General features: G+C 72.6%; 19 protein-coding genes and 1 pseudogene. 8 read left to right on the top strand and 12 right to left on the bottom strand.

The annotated features are described in order from the left end of the window. The first annotated feature begins 60 nt into the window (after positions 1–60). Entirely contained in the window at positions 61–1,056 is a 996-nt protein-coding gene (locus ACZ7N4_RS12490; RefSeq protein ID WP_471357038.1) for an aldo/keto reductase, read from the top strand. 175 nt (positions 1,057–1,231) lie between these two features. Here the strand turns inward: ACZ7N4_RS12490 and thpR are convergent, their stop codons facing one another. Continuing rightward, on the bottom strand, positions 1,232–1,804 hold the full coding sequence (gene thpR, locus ACZ7N4_RS12495) for an RNA 2',3'-cyclic phosphodiesterase (protein WP_471357041.1): 573 nt from the start codon (positions 1,802–1,804) through the stop codon (positions 1,232–1,234). Between the two features lie 53 nt (positions 1,805–1,857). Here thpR and ACZ7N4_RS12500 point away from each other — a divergent pair, with 53 nt between their 5' ends. Beyond that, positions 1,858–2,382, top strand: coding sequence for a GNAT family N-acetyltransferase (locus ACZ7N4_RS12500; protein ID WP_471357043.1), 525 nt, complete (start codon positions 1,858–1,860; stop codon positions 2,380–2,382). A gap of 339 nt (positions 2,383–2,721) precedes the next feature. Here ACZ7N4_RS12500 and ACZ7N4_RS12505 read toward each other — a convergent pair whose 3' ends face one another. Together ACZ7N4_RS12505 and ACZ7N4_RS12510 are read right to left on the bottom strand one after the other, a co-directional pair. Next, positions 2,722–4,065: an MFS transporter gene (locus ACZ7N4_RS12505; RefSeq protein WP_471357045.1), complete on the bottom strand. Its 1,344-nt coding sequence runs from the start codon at positions 4,063–4,065 to the stop codon at positions 2,722–2,724. Between the two features lie 27 nt (positions 4,066–4,092). Further along, entirely contained in the window at positions 4,093–4,530 is a 438-nt protein-coding gene (locus ACZ7N4_RS12510; RefSeq protein WP_471357048.1) for a MarR family winged helix-turn-helix transcriptional regulator, read from the bottom strand. Between the two features lie 154 nt (positions 4,531–4,684). Here ACZ7N4_RS12510 and ACZ7N4_RS12515 point away from each other — a divergent pair, with 154 nt between their 5' ends. Next, positions 4,685–4,867, top strand: a complete 183-nt coding sequence (locus ACZ7N4_RS12515) for a ribbon-helix-helix protein, CopG family (protein WP_189294974.1) — start codon at positions 4,685–4,687, stop codon at positions 4,865–4,867. Positions 4,868–4,895: 28 nt separating this feature from the next. Here ACZ7N4_RS12515 and ACZ7N4_RS12520 read toward each other — a convergent pair whose 3' ends face one another. After that, entirely contained in the window at positions 4,896–6,347 is a 1,452-nt protein-coding gene (locus ACZ7N4_RS12520) for an NCS2 family permease (protein ID WP_471357053.1), read from the bottom strand. A 150-nt stretch (positions 6,348–6,497) separates the two neighbouring features. On the opposite strand from ACZ7N4_RS12520, the gene ACZ7N4_RS12525 reads away from it, so the two are divergent. Together ACZ7N4_RS12525 and ACZ7N4_RS12530 are read left to right on the top strand one after the other, a co-directional pair. After that, a complete protein-coding gene (locus tag ACZ7N4_RS12525; RefSeq protein WP_471357058.1) occupies positions 6,498–6,764 on the top strand; it encodes a DUF2530 domain-containing protein in 267 nt (88 codons plus the stop codon). Positions 6,765–6,813: 49 nt separating this feature from the next. Beyond that, positions 6,814–9,180 carry an HAD-IC family P-type ATPase gene (locus tag ACZ7N4_RS12530; RefSeq protein ID WP_471357061.1) on the top strand — a complete coding sequence of 789 codons (2,367 nt, stop codon included), beginning with the start codon at positions 6,814–6,816 and terminating at the stop codon, positions 9,178–9,180. Between the two features lie 60 nt (positions 9,181–9,240). Here the strand turns inward: ACZ7N4_RS12530 and ACZ7N4_RS12535 are convergent, their stop codons facing one another. The 4 genes from ACZ7N4_RS12535 to ACZ7N4_RS12550 form a co-directional block, all read right to left on the bottom strand. Beyond that, entirely contained in the window at positions 9,241–10,023 is a 783-nt protein-coding gene (locus tag ACZ7N4_RS12535) for a hypothetical protein (RefSeq protein ID WP_471357159.1), read from the bottom strand. Between the two features lie 198 nt (positions 10,024–10,221). Continuing rightward, on the bottom strand, positions 10,222–11,112 hold the full coding sequence (locus ACZ7N4_RS12540) for a hypothetical protein (RefSeq protein WP_471357064.1): 891 nt from the start codon (positions 11,110–11,112) through the stop codon (positions 10,222–10,224). 32 nt (positions 11,113–11,144) lie between these two features. Beyond that, on the bottom strand, positions 11,145–11,927 hold the full coding sequence (locus ACZ7N4_RS12545) for a calcium-binding protein (protein WP_471357067.1): 783 nt from the start codon (positions 11,925–11,927) through the stop codon (positions 11,145–11,147). A gap of 111 nt (positions 11,928–12,038) precedes the next feature. Continuing rightward, complete coding sequence (locus tag ACZ7N4_RS12550; protein ID WP_471357070.1) at positions 12,039–15,197, bottom strand: sacsin N-terminal ATP-binding-like domain-containing protein; 3,159 nt, start codon at positions 15,195–15,197, stop codon at positions 12,039–12,041. A gap of 148 nt (positions 15,198–15,345) precedes the next feature. Here ACZ7N4_RS12550 and ACZ7N4_RS12555 point away from each other — a divergent pair, with 148 nt between their 5' ends. Beyond that, a complete protein-coding gene (locus ACZ7N4_RS12555; RefSeq protein WP_471357073.1) occupies positions 15,346–15,840 on the top strand; it encodes a hemerythrin domain-containing protein in 495 nt (164 codons plus the stop codon). Between the two features lie 21 nt (positions 15,841–15,861). On the opposite strand, the gene ACZ7N4_RS12560 is transcribed toward ACZ7N4_RS12555, so the two are convergent. After that, positions 15,862–16,824 carry a YihY/virulence factor BrkB family protein gene (locus ACZ7N4_RS12560; protein ID WP_471357076.1) on the bottom strand — a complete coding sequence of 321 codons (963 nt, stop codon included), beginning with the start codon at positions 16,822–16,824 and terminating at the stop codon, positions 15,862–15,864. 15 nt (positions 16,825–16,839) lie between these two features. Further along, positions 16,840–17,859: a polyphosphate kinase 2 gene (ppk2, locus tag ACZ7N4_RS12565; protein ID WP_471357079.1), complete on the bottom strand. Its 1,020-nt coding sequence runs from the start codon at positions 17,857–17,859 to the stop codon at positions 16,840–16,842. A 140-nt stretch (positions 17,860–17,999) separates the two neighbouring features. On the opposite strand from ppk2, the gene ACZ7N4_RS12570 reads away from it, so the two are divergent. Then, positions 18,000–19,625, top strand: a complete 1,626-nt coding sequence (locus ACZ7N4_RS12570; RefSeq protein ID WP_471357082.1) for an alkaline phosphatase D family protein — start codon at positions 18,000–18,002, stop codon at positions 19,623–19,625. A 56-nt stretch (positions 19,626–19,681) separates the two neighbouring features. Here ACZ7N4_RS12570 and ACZ7N4_RS12575 read toward each other — a convergent pair whose 3' ends face one another. Continuing rightward, complete coding sequence (locus tag ACZ7N4_RS12575) at positions 19,682–19,894, bottom strand: hypothetical protein (protein ID WP_471357162.1); 213 nt, start codon at positions 19,892–19,894, stop codon at positions 19,682–19,684. Between ACZ7N4_RS12575 and ACZ7N4_RS12580 the strand changes: the two are divergent. After that, positions 19,815–20,147: pseudogene (locus ACZ7N4_RS12580) on the top strand (ATP-binding protein); the annotation flags it as partial. The gene ACZ7N4_RS12575 and the pseudogene ACZ7N4_RS12580 overlap by 80 nt on opposite strands. An 11-nt stretch (positions 20,148–20,158) precedes the next feature. On the opposite strand, the gene ACZ7N4_RS12585 reads toward ACZ7N4_RS12580, so the two are convergent. Then, entirely contained in the window at positions 20,159–21,082 is a 924-nt protein-coding gene (locus ACZ7N4_RS12585; protein WP_471357085.1) for a DUF3027 domain-containing protein, read from the bottom strand. Between the last annotated feature and the right edge of the window lie 85 nt (positions 21,083–21,167).

Consider the following 21,167-nt stretch of genomic DNA (forward strand, 5'->3'; position numbering starts at 1 on the left):
ACCCCCTTGATCCACAGAGCACTTGCCTAGAGCGCACTCCAAGCCGTTGGCTAGTGGACCATGGAGTACACGCAGCTCGGACGCACGGGACTCAAGGTCAGCCGGCTCGTCCTCGGGACGATGAACTTCGGTCCGCAGACCGACGAAGCCGACAGCCACGCGATCATGGACGCGGCGCTGGACGCGGGCATCAACTTCTTCGACACCGCCAACGTGTACGGCTGGGGCGAGAACAAGGGCCGCACCGAGACCATCATCGGCAACTGGTTCGCCAAGGGCGGCGGGCGGCGCGAGAAGACCGTCATCGCCACCAAGGTGTACGGCAACATGGCCGCCGACACCGACAACGCCTGGCCCAACCACGACAAGCTCTCCGCGGTGAACATCCGCCGCGCGGTGGACGCCAGCCTGAAGCGGCTCCAGACCGACCACATCGACCTCTACCAGTTCCACCACATCGACCGGAACACCCCGTTCGAGGAGATCTGGCAGGCGATCGACGTCCTCGTCCAGCAGGGCAAGATCCTCTACGCCGGCTCCAGCAACTTCCCCGGCTACAAGATCGCCCAGGCCAACGAGATCGCCGCCCGCCGCGGCGGCACCATCGGCCTGGTCAGCGAGCAGTGCCTGTACAACCTCGCCGAGCGCCGCGCCGAGATGGAGGTCATCCCGGCCGCGCAGGACTACGGCCTCGGTGTCATCCCGTGGTCGCCGCTGCACGGCGGTCTGCTCGGCGGGATCATCAAGAAGGAGGTCCAGGGGGGCCGCCGTGCCTCCGGCCGGGCCGCCGACACCCTCAAGGACCCGGCCGCCCGCGCGCAGATCCAGGCCTACGAGGACCTGCTCGACAAGCACGGTCTGGAGCCCGGCGAGGTGGCCCTGGCCTGGCTGCTCACCCGCCCCGGCGTGACCGGCCCCATCGTCGGCCCGCGCACCGCCGACCAGCTGGAGTCGGCTCTCCGGGCGGTGGAGCTGGAGCTGGGCGAGGAGCTGCTGAACAGCCTGGACGAGATCTTCCCGGGCCCGGGCCCGTCCCCGGAGGCGTTCGCCTGGTAAGCGGTGGGGCAGGGGGAACCGCGCGACCGGTCACGACGCGCCCGCAGCCGGAAGGACGGCCGCGGTTCCCCGGCACCCCTAACGCATGGCCGACGCCAAGGCCACCACGACGAACATCAGCACGAGCACACCGGCCATGATCCGGTTTCGGGTTTTCGGGTCCACGCATGCGAGCCTAACCGCCCCCGCCCAGCACCCACCGCCCGACCACCTCGTACCGCGGTTGCTCCCCCGCCACCCCGGACGTCGGCAGACGGCTGCGCACGAGCGCCAGCTCGCCCACGGTCCAGCCGGCGCCGGCGAACTCCGCGAGGTCCGCCACGTACGGCCGTACATCCACCGCCTCCCGGCTGCGGGCCAGCGTCAGATGGGCCTTGTACCGCCGGTGCTCCCCCATCGGCACCCCGGCCTTCCGCCCGGCCGCCTCCGCCCGGTCGGCCAGCAGCCGCAGCGCCTCCACGTCCCCCTCGGCGCCCGCCCACAGCGCGCGGCCCCGGCCGAACTGGCCGCCGCCCGCCAGGGCGAGGGGGAAGGGGGCCGAGCGCCGGGCCGCGTGGGCCAGGCGGTCCGACAGGGCGGGCACGGCCTCGTCGGCGACCTCGCCGTAGAACGCGAGGGTGAAGTGCCAGCCGGGGCGGGCGGTCCAGCGCAGCCGGTCCGCCCCCGGCAGCCGCCGCAGCCGGGACACCTCCGCGGCGAGTTCGTCGACGACGTCCTCGGGGGGAATCACGGCGGCGAAGAGTCTCATGGACCTCACGATCCCACCCCGCGGCCCCGGACCCCGGGCGGCATGATGGGCCCATGGCGATCACCATTCGGGAAGGCGGCCCCGACGACCTGCCCGCGATACTCGGCATGCTCGACAGCAGCGTGGAGTGGCTGGTCTCACAGGGCCGCACCGTGCAGTGGGGCACCGAGCCCCTGTCCGGGCACGAGAAGACGGTGGCGGCGGTCGCGCGGGCCATGGAGGAGGGGACCACGTATCTCGCCGAGGTGGACGGCGTACCGGCCGCCACCCTCACCCTCACCGACGGGCCCGGCTCCTATCTGTCCCACCTGCCGCCGCCCGGGGAGCCCGAGCGGTACATCCACTGGCTCGCCTCCGACCGCCGCTTCAAGGGCCATGGCGCGGGCAGCGCGCTGCTCGCCCACGCCGCCGAGGTGACCCGGCGGGCCGGCGTGGGGCTGCTGCGCGTGGACTGCTACGCGGGCGGCGACCGCAAACTGGTCGCCTATTACGAGGCCAACGGCTTCACCCCGACGCACCCCTACACCCACGGCCCGAACGCCTGGCCGGGCCAGGTGCTGGCCCGGCGGGTGCTGTAGGAGGCAGCGCCGGAAGAGGCACGGGCGGCGTCGGCGTGCGGCCGCGCCGCGCGGGCGAGAACCCCGTCCACGGCTTGTCCGCGAGCGAGAACCCCGTCCACGGCTTGTCCGCGGGCGGGGAGCCGGCCGGCGCACGGGTAACCCGCCGCGGCCCGGCACCCCGCGGCGATCCACGCCGCTGCGGCCCGACCCGCTCAACGATCCGCACCCTTACGGCCCGACCCCGCGGCGACCGGCACCCCCACGGCCCGACCCCGCGGCGACCGGCACTCCCACGGCCCGTCCCCGCGACGATCCGCGCCCCCGGGGCACGGCCTTCCCTTGCCCCGGCCGGCAGGCCTACGCGGCGGTCGTCAGCCGCTCCCGCTCGCGCGGTACGAAATGGACCCGCGGGTGGCCGTGGTGCCAGCCCACCGACACGCGCAGGCCGCCGACGCGGACGAGGGCCAGGCCGACCGCGGTGGCGGCGGCGGCCGACACGACACCGCCGGCCGCGAAGCCGATCCGGGCGCCGTAGGTGTCGGTGACCCAGCCGACCACCGGTGCGCCCAGCGGCGTACCGCCCATGAACACCATCATGAACAGGGCCATCACCCGGCCGCGCATGGCCGGGTCGGTGGCCATCTGCACGGCCGTGTTCGCGGTGACGTTGACCGTCAGGCCGAAGACCCCGATCGGGACCATGAGCAGCGCGAACAGCCAGTACGACGGTGCCACGGCGGCCACGACCTCCAGCGTGCCGAAGGCCAGCGCGGCGGCGATCAGGACGCGCAGCCGGGCCGTGCCGCGCCGGGCGGCCAGCAGGGCGCCGACCAGGGAGCCGACGGCCATCAGCGTGTTGAAGAGGCTGTACGCGCCGGCTCCGGCGTCGAAGACGTCGTCGGCGTACGCGGAGAGCCACACCGGGAAGTTGAAGCCGAAGGTGCCGATGAAGCCGACCAGGACGATCGGCCAGATCAGCTCGGGCCGCTTGGCGACGTAGCTGAGGCCCTCGCGCAGCTGGCCCTTGCCGCGCGGCGCGCGCTCGACCACGTGCAGTTCGCGGGCGCGCATCAGCAGCAGGCCGGCGATGGGCGCGGCGAAGGACAGGCCGTTGGCGAGGAACGCCCAGCCGGTGCCCACACCGGTGATCATGAGGCCGGCGACGGCGGGGCCGACCAGCCGGGCGGACTGGAAGTTCGCCGAGTTCAGGCTGACCGCGTTCTGCAGCTGCTCCGGGCCGACCATCTCGGAGACGAAGGACTGACGGGCCGGGTTGTCGACCACGGTGGCGAGGCCGACGGCGAACGCGGCGACGTAGACGTGCCAGACCTGGACCTGGCCGGAGAGGGTCAGCGCGGCGAGCGCGAGTCCGGTGACGGCCATCGAGGACTGGGTGACCAGCAGGGCGGGCCGCTTGGGCAGGCGGTCCACGAGGACGCCGCCGTACAGCCCGAACAGCAGCATCGGCAGGAACTGCAGGGCCGTCGTGATGCCGACGGCCGCGGAGGAGCCGGTGAGACTCAGGACCAGCCAGTCCTGGGCGATGCGCTGCATCCAGGTGCCCGTGTTGGAGACGACCTGGCCGGCGAAGAAGAGGCGGTAGTTCCTGATCCTCAGCGAACCGAACATCGAGGACTTACGGGAAACGGGGGTAGGGGTGGCCGGTGCGGGGGCGGAAGGTGTTCCGGATCCCGTACTCAAAAGGGTTCGCCTCCTTCGGTGGTGCGCTTACAGGTGTGCGAGCTTCTCCAGCACGGGGGCGGCGGCGCGCAGGGCGGCCCACTCGTCCTCGTCGAGGGCCTCGACCAGGCCGGCCAGGAAGGCGTTCCGCTTGCGGCGGCTCTCCTCGAGCATGGCCTCGGCCTGTTCGGTCTGGGTGACGACCTTCTGGCGCCGGTCCTCGGGGTGCGGCTCCAGCCGGACCAGCCCCTTGGCTTCGAGCAGCGCGACGATGCGGGTCATCGACGGCGGCTGGACGTGCTCCTTGCGGGCCAGTTCGCCCGGGGTGGCGGAGCCGCAGCGGAAGAGGGTGCCGAGCACCGACATCTCGGTGGGGCTCAGCGACTCGTCGACCCTCTGGTGCTTGAGCCGACGGGACAGCCGCATCACGGCGGAGCGGAGGGCGTTCACGGCGGCAGCGTCGTCGCCATGGGTAAGGTCCGGCATGTTCTTTAGAGTAACTCATTACTCTCGCTAAAGACCAGTCGGACGCGCCTGCTTGCCCGTGATGCCCGCCACTGAACCCTCCGATCACCCGTATGAGTGAGCCGGTTCCGGAAAGCGACGCGTCGCGCGGCCGGATGTGGCGACCCTCGTACGCATGGGGACCAGTGTGCTCAGCCTGCGGATAGACGGGGAGCTGCTCGAAAGGCTCCGGCACCACGCGGCGAAAAGAGGAATGAGCGTCCAGGACTATGTCGTCCGGACGCTCATTCGCGATGACTTCGACCAGCGGTTCCAGACCGCCGTCGAGGAGACGGAGAGGTTCTACGGGGTCACCTGACGGCTCCCGCCGGGGCTCGGATCAGGGCTCAGGTCAGGCCCAGGGCCGGCATCAGGTAGTAGAAGGCGAAGACGGCCGAGACGGCGTACATCGCCACCGGGATCTCCCGGGCCCGCCCGGCGGCCAGCCGCAGCACCGTGAAGGTGATGAAGCCCATGCCGATGCCGTTCGTGATCGAGTACGTGAACGGCATCATCAGCATCGTCACGAAGGCCGGGATCGCGATGGTGTAGTCGGCCCAGTCGATCTCCTTGATGGAGTTCGACAGGATCAGGAAGCCGACCGCGATCAGCGCCGGGGTGGCCGCCTGGGACGGGACCATCGTGGCGACCGGGGTGAGGAACAGCGCCACGGCGAAGAGGCCGCCCGTGACGATGTTCGCGAGGCCGGTGCGGGCGCCCTCGCCGACGCCGGCCGTGGACTCCACGAAGGCGGTGGTGGCCGAGGAGGAGCTGGCACCGCCCGCCGCGACCGCGAGGCCGTCCACGAAGAGGACCTTGTTGATGCCGGGCATGTAGCCCTCGGCGTCGGTCAGCTTGGCCTCGTCGCTGACGCCCATGATCGTGCCCATCGCGTCGAAGAAGCACGACAGCAGGACCGTGAAGACGAAGAGGATGCCGGTCAGCACGCCGACCTTGGAGAACCCGCCGAACAGGCTGACCTGGCCGACCAGGCCGAAGTCGGGGGTGGCGACCGGGTTGCCGGGCCACTTCGGGACGGTCAGGCCCCAGGAGGGGATCGTCACGACCGCGTTGACGATCACCGCGAGGACGGTCATGCCGACGATGGAGACGAGGATCGCGCCCGGCACCTTGCGGACGATGAGGGCGAAGGTGAGCAGCGCGCCCAGGATGAACACCAGCACCGGCCAGCCGGTGAGGTGACCGCCGGTGCCGAGCTGGACCGGGACGGTGGTCTGGGCGGCGTCCGGCATCCGGGTGACGAAGCCGGAGTCGACCAGGCCGATCAGCATGATGAACAGGCCGATACCGATCGAGATCGCCTTGCGCAGCCCGAACGGCACGGCGTTCATCACGCGCTCGCGCAGACCCGTGGCGACCAGCAGCATGACCACGACGCCCGCGAGGACGACCATGCCCATGGCGTCCGGCCAGGACATGCGCGGCGCGAGCTGGAGCGCGACCACCGAGTTCACGCCGAGGCCGGCCGCGAGCGCGATCGGCACGTTGCCGATGACACCCATCAGCAGCGTGGTGAACGCCGCCGTCAGCGCCGTCGCCGTCACCAGCTGGGCGTTGTCCAGGTGGTGCCCGTACATGTCCTTCGCGCTGCTGAGGATGATCGGGTTCAGCACGATGATGTACGCCATCGCGAAGAAGGTGGCGAAACCGCCCCGGACCTCGCGGGCGACGGTGCTGCCGCGCTCGGAGATCTTGAAGTAGCGGTCGAGGGCACCGTAGGCGGACGCGCCGCCCGGCTTCTCGGGGGTGGGGACCTTGGCGGGTGCCGAGGTGGACATGGAGGACCTCGTCCCCAGCGGGGTTCCCCCGAGCCCCGTTGGAGTTTCCTACGATCAGAAGCGGTCAAAGACAAACGGTTTCAGTATGAACACATGAGCCGGAGATCGCTATCTCCGCGCGTAGACACGGGCGGCGCATAAGCTGTGCGCATGGCTAAGTGGACCCCCAAGCACGAGGCGCCGGAGCCCCTGGAGGGGCCCGTGGTCGCCACCATCACCGGCGGCACCCTCGTGTGGTTCGTCCTCTTCCTGGTCCAGCTCCCCTTCTACGGCTGGTTCGAGGACCACGGACACCTGTGGTGGCTGTGGACCTGCCTGGCCGGGGGCGGACTCGGGCTGATCGGCGTCTGGTACGTCCGCAGGCGGGACGCGGCGATCAAGAGGGACGCGGCCCTGAGGTCGGCGGGGGCGGAGTAGCGACCCGTTCGGCAGGTGAACGGGCGGAGCGGCACGTACCGTCGATGGCATGAGCCATATGGACGTGGCCCTGCCGAAGAGCCCCGCGGCCGGGCTGACCGGTGCCGAGGTCGCCGACCGCGTCGGCCGCGGCCTCGTCAACGACGTGCCGGTGCGCAGCAGCCGGTCGCTCCGCCAGATCGTCCGGGCCAACGTCCTCACCCGGTTCAACGCGATCATCGGCGTGCTCTGGCTGGTCATGCTGTTCGTCGCGCCGGTCCAGGACAGCCTCTTCGGCTTCGTCATCCTCGCCAACACCGGCATCGGCATCGTCCAGGAGTGGCGGGCCAAACAGACCCTGGACTCCCTCGCGGTGATCGGGGAGGCCCGGCCGACGGTACGACGGGACGGGGTGGCGACCGAGGTGGCCACCCACGAGATCGTGCTCGACGACCTCGTCGAGATCGGGCCCGGCGACAGGGTCGTGGTCGACGGGGTGTGTGCCGAGGCGGACGGGCTGGAGATCGACGAGTCGCTGCTCACCGGCGAGGCCGACCCCGTCGTCAAACGCCCCGGGGACCCGGTGATGTCCGGCAGCTTCGTGGTCGCCGGCGGCGGCGCCTTCACCGCCACCAAGGTCGGCCGCGAGGCCTACGCGGCGCAGCTCGCCGAGGAGGCCTCCCGGTTCACCCTGGTCCACTCCGAGCTGCGCACCGGGATCTCCGTCATCCTCAAGTACGTCACCTGGATGATGGTCCCGGCGGCCGTCGGACTCGTCATCACCCAGCTCGTCGTCAAGAACGACGATCTGAAGGACGCCGTGGCCCGCACGGTCGGCGGGATCGTGCCGATGGTCCCCGAGGGGCTGGTGCTGCTCACCTCCGTCGCCTTCGCGATCGGCGTGATCCGGCTGGGCCGCAGGCAGTGCCTGGTGCAGGAGCTGCCGGCCATCGAGGGCCTGGCCCGCGTCGACACCGTCTGCCTGGACAAGACCGGCACCCTCACCGAGGGCGGCATGGACGTCACCGGGCTGCGGCTGCTGGACGGGGCCGAGGAGCCGTACATCCACAAGGTCCTCGGCGCGCTCGGCGAGTCCGACCCGCGCCCGAACGCCTCCCTCCAGGCGATCATCGACGCCTACCCGGACAGCGACGACTGGCGCTGCGTCGAGTCGCTCCCCTTCTCCTCCGCCCGCAAGTACAGCGGGGCCTCCTTCAGCGAGGGCGACGGCGAGACCAGCACCTGGCTGCTGGGCGCCCCCGACGTCCTGCTCGCCCCCGACGACCCGGCACTGGCCGAGACCGAGCAGCTCAACGAGCAGGGGCTGCGCGTACTGCTGCTGGCCCGCGCCCGCCGCGACCTGGACGACACCGAGCCGGCCCGGGGCGCCCGCCCCACCGCCCTGGTCGTCCTGGAGCAGCGGCTGCGGCCCGACGCCTCCGACACCCTGCGCTACTTCGCCGAGCAGGACGTCCGCGCCAAGGTCGTCTCCGGGGACAACGCGGTGTCGGTCGGCGCGGTCGCCGCGAAGCTGGGCCTGGACGGTACGGCGGTGGACGCGCGGCGGCTGCCCGCCGACCGGCCGGCCATGGCCGAGGCTCTCGCCTCGGGCACCGTCTTCGGGCGGGTCAGCCCGCAGCAGAAGCGGGACATGGTGGGCGCGCTGCAGTCGCGCGGACACACGGTCGCGATGACCGGCGACGGCGTGAACGACGTGCTGGCGCTGAAGGACGCCGACATCGGGGTCGCCATGGGCTCCGGCTCGGAGGCCACCCGGGCGGTGGCCCAGATCGTGCTGCTGGACAACAGCTTCGCGAGCCTGCCCTCGGTGGTCGGCGAGGGCCGCCGGGTGATCGGCAACATCACCCGGGTGGCGACGCTGTTCCTGGTGAAGACGGTCTACTCGGTGCTGCTCGCGGTGCTGGTCGTGTGCTGGCAGGTCGAGTACCCGTTCCTGCCCCGGCACCTGACCCTGCTGTCCACGATCACCATCGGCGTCCCGGCCTTCTTCCTGGCCCTGGCGCCGAACACGGAGCGGGCGAGACCCCACTTCGTGCGCCGGGTGATGCGGTACGCGGTCCCCGGCGGCGTGCTGGCCGGCGCGGCGACCTTCGTGACGTACCTGCTGGCCCGGCACCACTACTCCGGGCCCGGCGCCCTGGACGCGGAGACCAGTGCGGCCACCCTGACCCTGTTCCTGATCTCGATGTGGGTGCTGGCGATCATCGCCCGCCCCTACACCTGGTGGCGGGTGGCGCTGGTGGCCGCGATGGGCGCGGCCTTCCTGCTCGTCCTCGCCGTCCCGGCGTTCCAGGACTTCTTCGCCCTCAGGCTGGTCGGTATGGAACTGCCGTGGACGGCGGTCGGCGTGGCGGTGGTGGCGGCGGCCGTCCTGGAGTTCCTGTGGAGATGGGTCGACCGCCGCTTCCCGGCCTGAGACGGCCCGGAAGGGCCCGGGGCGGCCCTTGGGCGGCCCCGGGACCGTCTGGGACGCGTGTTACTGCACGTCGACGTAGTCACCCGCGGCGCTGACGCCGGACGTGGTGGACGTCCCCGCGAAGCTGTAGCGGTAGTAGCCGTCCGAGCCGGCCGTGACCGTCGTCTTCAGGGCACCCGTGGAGGACGAGGTGATCGTCTTGACGGTGGTGTAGGTGCTGCTGCCCGCCTTGCGGAACTGGAGCCTGACGGACTGGCCGCCGAAGCCGGCGTACGTGCCGTGCTGCCAGTCGGCGCGGGTCAGCTTGCCGGTGACGGTGAGCGTCCTGCCCTTCTTCACCGGCTCCGGGGTGGCGTCGGCGGTGAGCTTGGCGGCGCGGCGGACCGGGATGGTGCCGAGGTCGCTCTGCCACTTGGCGGCGTAGGTCTTCTTGTCGACCGCGAGGCCGCCCTGCTTCCAGGTGCCGGCGTCGGAGTTGTACAGCTCGCGGGCGGGGATGGAGATGTAGGCCGTGCAGTTCACGGTGGTGGAGTTCACCGTGGTGCAGGTGCCCGGGTCGTCGCTGACGACCTGGGTGTCGGCGTCCTTGACCGAGGTGCCGCGGTAGAGCACCGGGCCGGTGTCGACGTTGGACAGGGAGACGGTGCTGGGGTGCGTGACGGTGTAGGTCGCCTTGACCTTGACCGTGGAGGCGGCCCCGATGGTGATCGCCTTGCCGCTGTTGACCTTCACGTTCGAGAAGGTGACGTTCGGCGCCGTGCCGGCCGCGTGGGCGGCGGGGACGGCGAAGGCGGACAGGGCCAGGGCGCCGGAGACGGCGGCCACGGTGGCACGAATGCGCATGTGCTTCCCTAGGAGGGAGAAGTTGATCGTGGAGTCGGTCGACTCACGCATCAGATCGTCGAGGCACACGGCAGGTTGTACGCCGGGAGTGCGGACCGGCCGGATTTGAGTCAGGGATTACCGGCTCATGGCACATCTGAGAAGAAACGTTCCGCCCCGGGAGCGACGGCAGGCACTCCCGGGGCCGGACCGGGGCGCCTACTTCACGTCGACGAAGTCACCCGCGGCGCTGACCGCCGGGGTGGTCGTGGTGCCCGCGAAGGAGAAGCGGTAGTAGCCGTCGACCGTGGCCTTGGTCGTCGTCTTCAGGGCGCCCGTGGAGTCCGTCTTGACGGTCTTCAGCGTGGTGTAGCTGCTGGAGCCCTTCTTGCGGAACTGCAGCTTCACGGACTGGCCGGTGTAGCCGTGGTACTTGTGATCCTCCCAGTTGGCGCGGGAGAGCTTGCCCGTGACGGTGAGGGTCTTGCCCTTCTTCACCGGCTCCGGGGAGGCGTTGACCGTCAGCGTGGAGTTGCGCTGGAGCAGGGTGGTGCCGAGGCCGTCGACCTGCACGATCTCCTTCTCGGAGTCCATGTCGATCGCGATGCCCGCGCCGTGCCAGGTCCCGGCCTGCGTGTTGCGCAGCCTCATGTCCCGGTCGGTCTCCCGCGGGTTGAGCACGATCGTGCCCTTGCAGTCGGCGGTGGTGGCCGAGGTCGCCACGCAGGTGCCGGGCGCGTCGCCGCCGGCGGCGTTGTCCGGGGTGGTGGACGAGCCGTGGTAGATGAGCGGGACACTGAGGAAAGTGTCCGAGTCGATCTTGACGTCGGCGCCGTGGGTCAGGGTGTAACGGACCGGCACGGACACCTTGTTCGTGGTCCCGACCTTGATCGCCTTGGCGATCTTGAAGTTCGAGAAGGTGACGTCCAGGTCGCCCTCCGCCGGGGAGGCGGCGACGCCCGCCCGGCCGGACGCGGCGTGCTGCACGAGGACCTTGGCAAGGTCCGCGCGGTGGGCGGAGCCGCCGTCGGCGGCCTGCGCGGCCGGCACGACGAGGGCGGAGAGGGCCAGGGCGCCGGAGACGGCGGCCACGGTGGCACGAAGTCGCATGGGATGTCCTTGGATGCGGAGGTGCTTGCGGCTTACTTCACGTCGACGAAGTCACCGGCGGCGCTGACCGCGGAGGTGGTCGAGGTGCCGGCGAAGGAGTACCGGTAGTACCCGTCGGCGGTGGCCTTGACCGTGGTCTTGAGACGGCCCCTGGAGTCCGTCTTGACGGTCTTCAGCGTGGTGTAGCTGCTGGAGCCCTTCTTGCGGAACTGCAGCTTCACGGACTGGCCGCTGTAGCCGGAGTACGTGCCGCCGTTCCAGTTGGCGCGGGTCAGCGTGCCCCCGGCGGTGAGGGTCTTGCCCTTCTTCACCGGCTCGGGGGAGGCGTCGGCCGTCAGCTTGGCCAGCCGCTGCGCCTGGAAGGTCTTGACGTTCTCCTTCTTGACGAAGTCGGTGTCCTTGCCCTGGGCGATCGCCCAGACCTTCCAGCCCCCGGCCACCTCGTTGACGAGGTTCTCCCGGGCCGCCAGCGTGTACGTCGCCTTGCAGTCGGCCTTGGTGGAGCTGACCTTGGTGCAGCGGGAACGGTTGTCGGGGGTGTTGGCGACGGCACCGCTGTCGGAGTGCGCGATGTCCTTGCCGTGGTACAGGATCGCCTGGGCCCACGAGACGCCGGAGTCGTCGGTGACCGTGAAGGAGACCGTGATGGTCTTGGACCCGGTGGCGCCGACCACGACGGGCTTGCCGCCGTTGACCACGACGTTCGAGATCTTCGTGTCGCCACGGTGGTCGTCCGCCGCCTGCGCGGCCGGAACGGCCAGAACGGACAGCGCCAGGGCGCCGAGGACGGCCGTGCCGGCGGCTCGCATACGCATGGGTGTGTGTCTCCCCGTGATCATGAAGCTGATATCGCATGATCAGATCGACGACACTCACCGGAGGTTGTACAAGATCTTCACTTTTTCTCGACTGTGCCGCACGTCACCTCAGTCGAACCAGCGGTCCCGCGCCAGCTCCTCGGTCCGGGACGGGTCCTCCAGCAGCGCCGCCACCTCGAACCGCCTCGGCCACTGCCCGGCCGCCCACGCCAGCCCGGCGGCCACCCCCTCCAGGGTCGCCGCGTGCAGCACGCCGTCGCCGGTCAGCCGCCAGTCGAGCTCCACGCCGTCCACGACGAGTTCCTCGTGCTCGACGTACGTCCGCGGGGTGCGCGGCCCGAGCAGCGCCCGCACCGGGTCCGGTACGTCGTGCTCGGCCCCCTCGGAGTGCACCTCGCCGGTGACGGACTCGCTCAGCCGCCGCACCTGGAACAGCTCGGCCAGCTCGGCGGCCCGCGCGGGCCGGACCGGCAGCAGCGGCACACCGGAGGTGAACGGCAGCAGGTCCGGCGAGTCGACCACGACCGCCGACCCGGCGTCCACGACCTCCACCCGCCCGTCGACCACGGCCCGCAGCTCATCAGGCAGCGTCACCCGCTCCGGCTCTAGCTCCGCCAACGCACCGTACAGGCCGTGCAGTTGGGCGGCGGTGACCGGACGCTCCGGGTCGGCGAGCCGGTCCAGCAGCTCGGCGGCCCCACCGGGCTCGTCCAGCAGCGCCCCGACGGAGGTGCGCACACCGAGCGCCCGCAGCACCTGCTCGTCCTCGAACCCGGTGGCGTCGGCCTCGTCGTACAGCCCGCGCAGCAGCGGGTCCCCGCCCGCCGCCAGCAGACCGGCGGGCCGGCGGCCGTCCAGCACCGGGTGTCCGCGCAGCCACCACGCGGTGTACGGCCGTACGAGCTCGTGGGTGCCGTCCGGCAGCAGGATCCGCACGGGCTGGGTCAGGGCGTCCCGCAGCGGCGGCCGGGCCAGCAGGGCGAGCGCCTCCGGCCAGTGGTCGTCGTCCACCAGGTCCAGGTCGCGGACGGCGACGAGTTCGGTGGCGACGGGCGGCACCGGGCTGTCCGGGAACCGGTCGAGGATGTCCTCGCACCACACGTCGACGGCGTCCAGCAGGCCGGCGTCGTCGGGTTCGGCGTAGTCACCGTCCCGGGGCTCCAGCTCGTCGGGGTCGAGGACGACGTCGGTGGCCCGGACCAGCGCGAAGTCGGCGAGCACCCCGCACGCGGCGAGCGGCTGCTCCCCCCACCGCTCCGCCAGCTCGGCGTCGACGGCGGCGAGTTCACCCGCACGGATCACCCGGGCGAAGGAACTGCCGGGGAACACCAGCTCACCGGCGGGCGCGAGCTCCCCGTCCTCGTCGGGCAGCGCGAGCGCGCCCAGCCAGGGCTCCTCCCCCGGCTCCAGCCCCGCGTCCCGGACGAGACCGAGCACGGTCTCGGCCAGCTCCTCGGCGTCCGGCGCGTCCTCCTCCCAGCCGAACCCGCCTCCCCCGTCGAGGGAGCCCGCCACGGCGGCCCGCACCTGCGGGGTGGTCAGCACCGCGCGCGCGGTCGCGGGCAGCGCGCCCAGCTTCTCCAGCAGCGGGTGCGCGGCATCGGCGTGGGCCACCTTCAGCCCGAGCCGCCCCAGCACGTCCGGGTCGATCCGGGCGCCGTCCGGCGCGGGCAGCAGCACCTGCCGGGGCCCGATGGCCGTCCTCCCTCCCCCGGAGCCGAAAGCCTGGGAGGTGCCCCCGGCGAGCGGCACCGGCAGCCCCGACAACCGCTCCGGGTCGACCCCGGCGAGGCTGTCGTACAGCCGCCACCACCACTCCGGCTCCTTCTCCAGTCCGGCGAGCCGGTCGACGGCCTCGGCGAGCGGCAGCCGCGCCACCCCGAGGGTGCGCAGCTCCACGCGCCGTTCCAGACCGGCCGGGAGCAGGGTGGGCAGCACCTCGGCGAGCACCCGCACGGTGTCGGCCCCGGCGCCCTCGACGACCTCGGCGTCCCGGGGCCGCAGCGCCTCCGGCAGCTCGTCGTCGGCCTTGGCCTCGACGGCCGGCGGCAGGAAGGCGGTACGCGGCAGCCGCTCCAGCACGGCCTGCCGCAGGGCCCCGTCCAGCTCGCCCCGGCCCAGCGCCCCGGGCACGAGGCCGATGACCCCCTCCCCCACCGGGCGCCAGGCGCCCAGCAGTTCGGCGTAGGCGTCGGCCGCGCGCTGCACCAGGAAGTCGGTGAGGGGGCCGGGCGCCGCGTGCCGGCGGGTGGTGTCGAGCGGGAACGAGGCGATGAGCAGGGCGGGCACCCCGAGCGGCTCGTCGCTGGGGGTGGGAGCGTGGAGGACCGGCGAGGTACGGGGCCGCACCGGAGCCCCGTACGCGTCCACGGGGACGGCCCAGGTCACGGACCAGTGCGGGCGCAGCCGCTCCTCGACCGGGCGGTCCGCGAGGAGGTCCGGGGTGAGCGGCCCGTGCGCGGAGGCGGTACGCCAGTTCGTGAGACCGTCCCGGGAGTCGTCGACCACCGTGAAGGCGCCGTCGCTGCGCCGGGTGAGGGTGCGCGGCGCCTCCCCGCCGACCTCCACGACGACCTCCTCCAGCCCCGGCAGGGCGAGGAGCAGGGCGTCGTCGACACCAGCGAGGAGCCGCTCGGCGAGGTCGGCCGCCGCCGCGTCCCGCAGGGGCAGGATGACGGCGGTGTCGTACGGCTCGGGGGCCGTGCCCTCGGCGGCGAAGGGCAGCCGGAGCAGCGGCACGTGCCCGTCCCGGCGGCGCACCTCGTCCCCGAGCCCCGGGCTGTGCCGGGCGACGTCGGCGGCCAGCTCCCGCGCCTCCGCGAGGGACCAGCGCACGCCTCCGTGCCGGCCCACGATCGCCGGTTCGTCGGTCACCGCGAGCACGGCGGCGAAACCGACCCCGAACCGGCCGACGGCACCGTGCGTCGCCTCGGCGTCCCGCTTGGCGGAGGCCCGCAGCGTGGACAACGACTCGACACCGGCCGCGTCCAGCGGGGCCCCGGTGTTCGCCGCCACGAGGACGCCGTCGCGGAGGGTGAGCCGCAACCGCCCCGGCACGTGGGCCCGGGCGGCGGCGTCGGCGGCGTTCTGCGCCAGCTCGACCACGAGCCGGTCCCGGTAGCCGCCGAGGACGAGATCCTCCTCCGCGTTGGCGTCCTCCCGGAACCGGGCGGGGCTGGTCGCCCAGGCGTCGAGCACCCCACGACGCAGACGGGCGGTGCCGAAGGGGTCGGCGCCCTCGGCCGCCGGCCGGACGAACTTGCTCACGTTGACTCTCCTCTACGACGTGGGACCGAACCTACAGCGCGGACGGACCGGAGTCCGAGGGGACGTGGTGGCCGCGGGAGCCATCGGTGCGCACGAAGGGGGTAAGCGGAAATGACACGAGCCCTTCGCACGAAAGTGGAGCACGTCCATGACCCAGACACAGGACGTCGTCGAGCTGATCCTCGAGGACCACCGGCGCATGGAGGACCTCTTCCGCCGGATGCGGAGCGTCGAGGACGACCGGGCGGCCGCCCTGCGGGAGTTCGCCGATCTGCTGATCGCCCACGCCCTGGCCGAGGAGGCCGAGGTGTACCCCGCCCTCAAGCGCTACAAGAACATCGAGGACGAAGAGGTCGAGCACGGCGAGCACGAGCACGACGAGGGCAACAAGGCCCTCCTCGACCTCCTCGAGGTCGAGGAGGTCGGCTCCGAGGAGTGGGACGAGAAGCTGGAGGCGCTGGTGGAGGCCGTCACCCACCACGCCGACGAGGAGGAGCGCACCATCCTCAACGGTGCTCGCGAGAACGTGGCGATGCAGCGGCGCGAGGAGCTGGGCGCGGTGTTCCTGGAGGAGCGTGAGCGACAGCTGAAGTCCGGCTGCGGTTCCGTCGACAACGTGCGCCGCATCGTGGAGCAGTCCTGACCCGCGCCCCGGGCCGGGCTCTCACGGGCCCGGCCCGGGGTCCGGCCGCACGGCCCGGCCCAGTCCGGCGCGGGCCGCCTCCAGCTGCGCGGCGAACGCGATGCCCAGGAACAGGGCGACCCCGGTCAGGTTGGCCCACAGCAGCAGGGCCACGAAGGCCGTGAGCGGTCCGTACACGGCACCGAAGGAACCGCTGCGGGAGACGTAGAGGGCCAGCAGCCAGGTCGCGGTGACCCACAGCACCAGGTGGACGGCGGAACCGAACGCCAGCCAGGTGTACCCGGGCTGGTCCCGGCGCGGCGACCACCGGAAGACGACGGCGGAGGCGATCCAGGCGAGGGCCGTCCCCACGGGCACCTCCAGGGCGCCCCACCACGCCGGGGGCGGGGAGGTGCCCAGCGCCTCGGCCGTCGCCGCGGACACGGCCCGGCCGGCGACCAGGACCAGGAACCCCAGGACCATGGGCACACCGGCGGCGAAGGCGAGCAGCACGGCCCTGCCGTACTTGCGCGGGAGGGGCCGGTCCCGCTCGATGCCGTAGATCCGGTTGGCGCCCCGCTCCACCTGGCCCATGGCCGACGCCAGGTTGACGACGGAGAAGACCAGCCCCAGGACCAGCGCGAGCGTGCTCCAGGCTCCGGAGCCGGCGGTGCGGCGGGTGCCGCGCAGCGCCTCCCGGATCACGTCGGCGCTGGCACCCGGCACGATCCGGCCCAGGGTCAGCTCGATGATCCGGCCCACGCTCTCCGTGTGCGCGGCCGTGGCCAGGCCGACGAGCGCGATGGTGAACGGCACCATGCCCAGCACGATCTGGAAGCCGAGGGCGCGGGCGTTGGTGAAGCCGTCGGCGTAGCGGAACCGGGAGAAGGCGTCGAGCAGCAGCCGCGCGCCCCCGTAGCGGCGCAGCGCGGTGAAGGCCTCGTCGCCGGAGAGCTCGTCCCCGATCATGTCCCGCGTCTGCGGGACGTGCACCACCGTCCCCATGTCCTCGGTCCCTCCTCACCCGTGGCCGCGGCCGGCCGGCACCTCGGTGTCCGGGTGGTTGCCGGGGCCGCCGCCGGGGCCGGCCAGCGGGGTCGGCGACAGGGCCGTGGGTTCCTCGCCCGGTTCGAGCAGGGTGTCCGCCGCACCGACGACCAGCGGGTCGGGGGTGCCGACCGCTTCGGGGTCCTTGGCCGGGTAGTCGAAGCGGTCCAGGAGGCTGCGCATCGCCTCCAGCCGGCCCCGCCGCTTGTCGTTGTTCTTCACGACCGTCCACGGCGCGTGCGCGGTGTCGGTCACCCGGAACATGTCGACCTTGGCCGCGGTGTAGTCGTCCCAGCGGTCGAGGGAGTCCAGGTCGGTGGGGGAGAGCTTCCAGCGGCGCACCGGGTCGACCTGCCGTATCGCGAACCGGGTCCGCTGCTCGGCGCGGGACACCGAGAACCAGAACTTCACCAGCGCGATGCCGTCGTCGGTGAGCAGCCGCTCGAACAGCGGGGCCTGCCGCAGGAACTGGCGGTACTCGGCCTCCGAGCAGAAGCCCATGACCCGCTCGACGCCGGCCCGGTTGTACCAGGACCGGTCGAAGAAGACCATCTCCCCGCGGGCCGGCAGGTGCGTCACGTACCGCTGGAAATACCACTGCCCCGCCTCGCGCTCGGTCGGCTTGTCCAGCGCCACGACGCGGGCCCCGCGGGGGTTCAGCCGCTCGGTGAACCGCTTGATGGTGCCGCCCTTGCCGGCCGCGTCCCGCCCCTCGCACACCACGACGATCCGCTGCCCCGTCTCCTTCACCCAGCGCTGGAGCTTGAGCAGCTCGATCTGCAGGATCCGCTTGGTCCGCTCGTACTCGCGCCGGCCGAGCACGTGGTCGTAGGGGTGGTTCTCCCGCCAGGTGTCGACCGGCCGGCCGTCGGCGTCCAGCAGCACCGGCCGCTCCGGCTGCCGGTCGTCCACCACGAACCCCCGCAGCAGGTCGTCCTCGCGCACCGTGCCGGGGGTCTCCTCGGCCTCCGTCGCCTGCTCGTGCTCGGCCACGCCACCGCCTCTCCGTCTCGCCCTCGCCCGGGCCGGGTCCGCCCGGGTCTCCTCACCAGTGCCCGCCCAGCCGCGTCCCAGACGCCTGTACCGTCGCTGGGGTCGTTCCGCCGTACCCCGCGAGACAGGAAGGCGATCAGATGCCCGAACTGCGCCTGGGACCGCTGCTGAGGTACACCGACGGCTCCTGCGCGACCGTGTGGGTCGAGACGAGCCGTCCCTGTACGGCCGAGGTGCGCTGCTCCGACGGCGCGTCCGGCACGGCCCCCACCTTCCAGGTGGCCGGGCACCACTACGCGCTCGTCACGGTGACCGGACTGCGACCGGGCACCTCGCCCGCCTACGAGGTGTTCCTCGACGGCACCCCGGTGTGGCCCCTGCCCGACTCCCGCTTCCCGCCCTCCGTCATCCGCACGCCCGGCGCCGGCGACGCCGTCCGCGTCACCTTCGGGTCGTGCCGCTGGGCCGCGCCCCCGGCGGACGGCAAGGACCCGGTCGGCCCCGACGCCCTCGACACCCTGGCCACCCGCCTGGCGGCCGACCCCGACGGCGAGCGCCCCGACGTCCTGCTGCTGCTGGGCGACCAGGTCTACGCCGACGAGACCTCCGAGGAGACCCGGCGACGGCTGGCCGCCCGCCGCGACCTGGACCGGCCGCCCGGCGCCCAGGTCGCCGACTACGAGGAGTACTGCCAGCTCTACCACGAGTCCTGGCTCGACCCGGAGGTCCGCTGGCTGCTGTCCACCGTGCCCAGCTTCATGATCTTCGACGACCACGACATCGTGGACGACTGGAACACCTCCGCCTCCTGGCTCGCCGACATGCGCACCACCGACTGGTGGCAGGAGCGGCTGCTGAGCGGCCTGATGTCGTACTGGGTCCACCAGCACCTGGGCAACCTCTCCCCCGCCGAACTGGCCGACGACCCGACCTGGGCCGCCGTACGCGCCACCCCGGACGGTACGAAGGCGCTGCGCGCCCTGGCCGAGCAGGCCGACGCCGACTCCTCCACGGTCCGCTTCAGCTACCGGCGGGACTTCGGCCGGGTGCGGGTGGTGATGGTCGACTCCCGGGCCGCGCGGGTCCTGGAGGAGGGCCGCCGCTCCATGCTGGACGCGGGCGAGGCCGCCTGGCTGCGCGAGCAGGTCCTGGCCGGCGAGGGAGCCTGTGACCACCTCCTCATCGGCACCTCCCTGCCCTGGCTGCTGCCGCACCTGGTGCACGACACCGAGAGCTGGGACGCGGCCCTGTGCGCCGGGGAACGCGGCGACCGCTGGGCACGCTTCGGCGAGTGGCTGCGCCGTGGGGCCGACCTGGAGCACTGGGCGGCCTTCCCCCGCTCCTTCGCCGACCTCGCCGGTCTCATCGCCGAGGCCGCGGCGGCACCGGGCGCCCCGGCGAGCGTGTGCGTGCTGTCCGGGGACGTGCACCACGGCTACATCGCCGAGGCGACCTGGCGCTCCGGTGACCTCGGCATCCCCGTCGTCCAGCTCACCTGCTCGCCCGTGCACAACTCCGTGCCGCTCGCGATGCGGATCGGCTTCCGCGCCGGCTGGAGCGCGCCGGCCCGCCTCCTGGGCCGCCTGCTCGCCCGGCACGGCCGCTGCGCCCGGCTGCCGGTGCGGTGGCGCAAACGGGGCGGGCCGTGGTTCGGCAACCAGCTCATGACCCTGACGCTGAAGGGCCGTTCGGCCCACCTGCGCCTGGAACGCACCGGCGGGGAGGCCGGCCTCCACACGGTCCACGAGACGAGCCTCACCGGCTAGCGCGGTCCCGACACCACCGGTCGTGCGCCGGGCAGTGACTCTACGCAACCATTTCATCACTGTTCACGGGTGTCGGGTACGGCCACTCTGAGTGATGTGAACAGGCACATCTCCACGCGCATCTCCACCCGCATCCCGAACTTCACGGTGCAGCTGTCCCCCACGCCCCGCGGGGCCCGGCTCGCCCGGCTGCTGGCCGCGGAGCAACTGCGCTCGTGGGGGCTGCCGTTGGATCCGGCCGCGCTGATCGTGGCCGAGCTGGCGGCCAACGCGGCCACTCACGGCCGAGTGGCCGGACGGGATTTCCGGCTGACGCTGTACGCCGTCGGGGACGTCCTGCGGATCGAGGTGACGGACACGCGCGGTGACCGGCTGCCGGAGCCGCCGCTCCGGCCCGCGCCCGACGCCGACGCCGGGCGGGGGCTGCTCCTCGTGGACGCGTTCGCCCGGCGCTGGGGGACCGCCCCCGGGGCCTCGCCGAAGAAGACGGTGTGGGCCGAGGTGTGGGTCGGGCCGGAGGACCGGCCGGCGGTTCAGGAGTGGCCGAGTTCCGCCGTCTCGTCGTCGGACTCCGGGACGGAGCCGGAGTCACGGGCCGGGCGGAGCGGGAAGGGGTCGACGCGGGTCTCGTCGATGACCGGGGCGGCGGGCTGCGGGGGCTTGGGCATGACCGCGGCCTCGGAGTGGCCTCCGCAGCCGTAGGAGAGGGAGACCACACGGCCGTCCGCGGGGGAGAACTCGTTGGCGCAGACGCCGAAGGCCTGGCCGAGGGAGCCGCCGATGGGGGCGAGGAAACCGCAGCTCACGCAGGTGGCGGGGGCCGCCTGGGCCATCGCCGTCTTCGGGCCGAAGGCCTCCTCCCAGCGGTCGGCGGCGACGTGCAGGCCGTACCGGGACAGGACACGCGCGCGGCGCATGCCCAGTTCCTCGGCGACGGACGCGATCGTGCCGCGGACCGGGGTCGTCGGCTGGACGGCGGGGGCACCGGGCGAGACGTCGGCGTCCTCGGCCTCCGCCAGCTCCCGCATCTCCTCGGAGACCAGGGAGTTCGGCGGCGGCTCCTCCTCGCCGGTGTAACCGGGCTCCAGGCGCAGGTCGTCCTGGTCGGTGGGCAGGAGGTCGCCGGGGCCGAGGTCGCCGGGCCGCAGGCGCTCGCTCCAGGGGACCCACTCGGGGGCGAGGAGGGCGTCGGGGCCGGGCAGGAGGACGACCTCGTCCAGGGTGACGATCTTGGCGCGGGAGGCGCGGGCCACGGTGACGGCCCAGCGCCAGCCGCGGTAGCCCAGTTCCTTGCACTCGAAGAAGTGCGTGACAACGCGGTCGCCCTCCGACACCAGGCCGGCGTGCTCGCCGACCACGCCGGGCGCGGCGGCCTCCTCGGCGGCGGCGCGGGCGAGGTCGACGGCCTCGGCGCACAGGCGGTCGGGGGTGCGGCTTCGCGTGGTCGCTGCGCTCACAGGTATCGCTTCTCTCCTACGCCGTCTCGTCGAGTGCGGCTGCCTCCGGCGGTTTCGCCGACGGAGCGGACCTGGGGACCGCATC

The organism is Streptomyces sp. NPDC107654, assembly GCF_055639035.1.

Bases quoted from the DNA above. Each gene is read 5' to 3' on its own strand.
- ACZ7N4_RS12490 (WP_471357038.1), top strand. From the start codon at position 61: ATGGAGTACACGCAGCTCGGACGCACGGGACTCAAGGTCAGCCGGCTC.
- thpR (WP_471357041.1), bottom strand. From the start codon at position 1,804: ATGAGACTCTTCGCCGCCGTGATTCCCCCCGAGGACGTCGTCGACGAA.
- ACZ7N4_RS12500 (WP_471357043.1), top strand. From the start codon at position 1,858: ATGGCGATCACCATTCGGGAAGGCGGCCCCGACGACCTGCCCGCGATA.
- ACZ7N4_RS12510 (WP_471357048.1), bottom strand. From the start codon at position 4,530: ATGCCGGACCTTACCCATGGCGACGACGCTGCCGCCGTGAACGCCCTC.
- ACZ7N4_RS12515 (WP_189294974.1), top strand. From the start codon at position 4,685: ATGGGGACCAGTGTGCTCAGCCTGCGGATAGACGGGGAGCTGCTCGAA.
- ACZ7N4_RS12520 (WP_471357053.1), bottom strand. From the start codon at position 6,347: ATGTCCACCTCGGCACCCGCCAAGGTCCCCACCCCCGAGAAGCCGGGC.
- ACZ7N4_RS12525 (WP_471357058.1), top strand. From the start codon at position 6,498: ATGGCTAAGTGGACCCCCAAGCACGAGGCGCCGGAGCCCCTGGAGGGG.
- ACZ7N4_RS12530 (WP_471357061.1), top strand. From the start codon at position 6,814: ATGAGCCATATGGACGTGGCCCTGCCGAAGAGCCCCGCGGCCGGGCTG.
- ACZ7N4_RS12535 (WP_471357159.1), bottom strand. From the start codon at position 10,023: ATGCGCATTCGTGCCACCGTGGCCGCCGTCTCCGGCGCCCTGGCCCTG.
- ACZ7N4_RS12540 (WP_471357064.1), bottom strand. From the start codon at position 11,112: ATGCGACTTCGTGCCACCGTGGCCGCCGTCTCCGGCGCCCTGGCCCTC.
- ACZ7N4_RS12545 (WP_471357067.1), bottom strand. From the start codon at position 11,927: ATGCGTATGCGAGCCGCCGGCACGGCCGTCCTCGGCGCCCTGGCGCTG.
- ACZ7N4_RS12555 (WP_471357073.1), top strand. From the start codon at position 15,346: ATGACCCAGACACAGGACGTCGTCGAGCTGATCCTCGAGGACCACCGG.
- ACZ7N4_RS12560 (WP_471357076.1), bottom strand. From the start codon at position 16,824: ATGGGGACGGTGGTGCACGTCCCGCAGACGCGGGACATGATCGGGGAC.
- ACZ7N4_RS12570 (WP_471357082.1), top strand. From the start codon at position 18,000: ATGCCCGAACTGCGCCTGGGACCGCTGCTGAGGTACACCGACGGCTCC.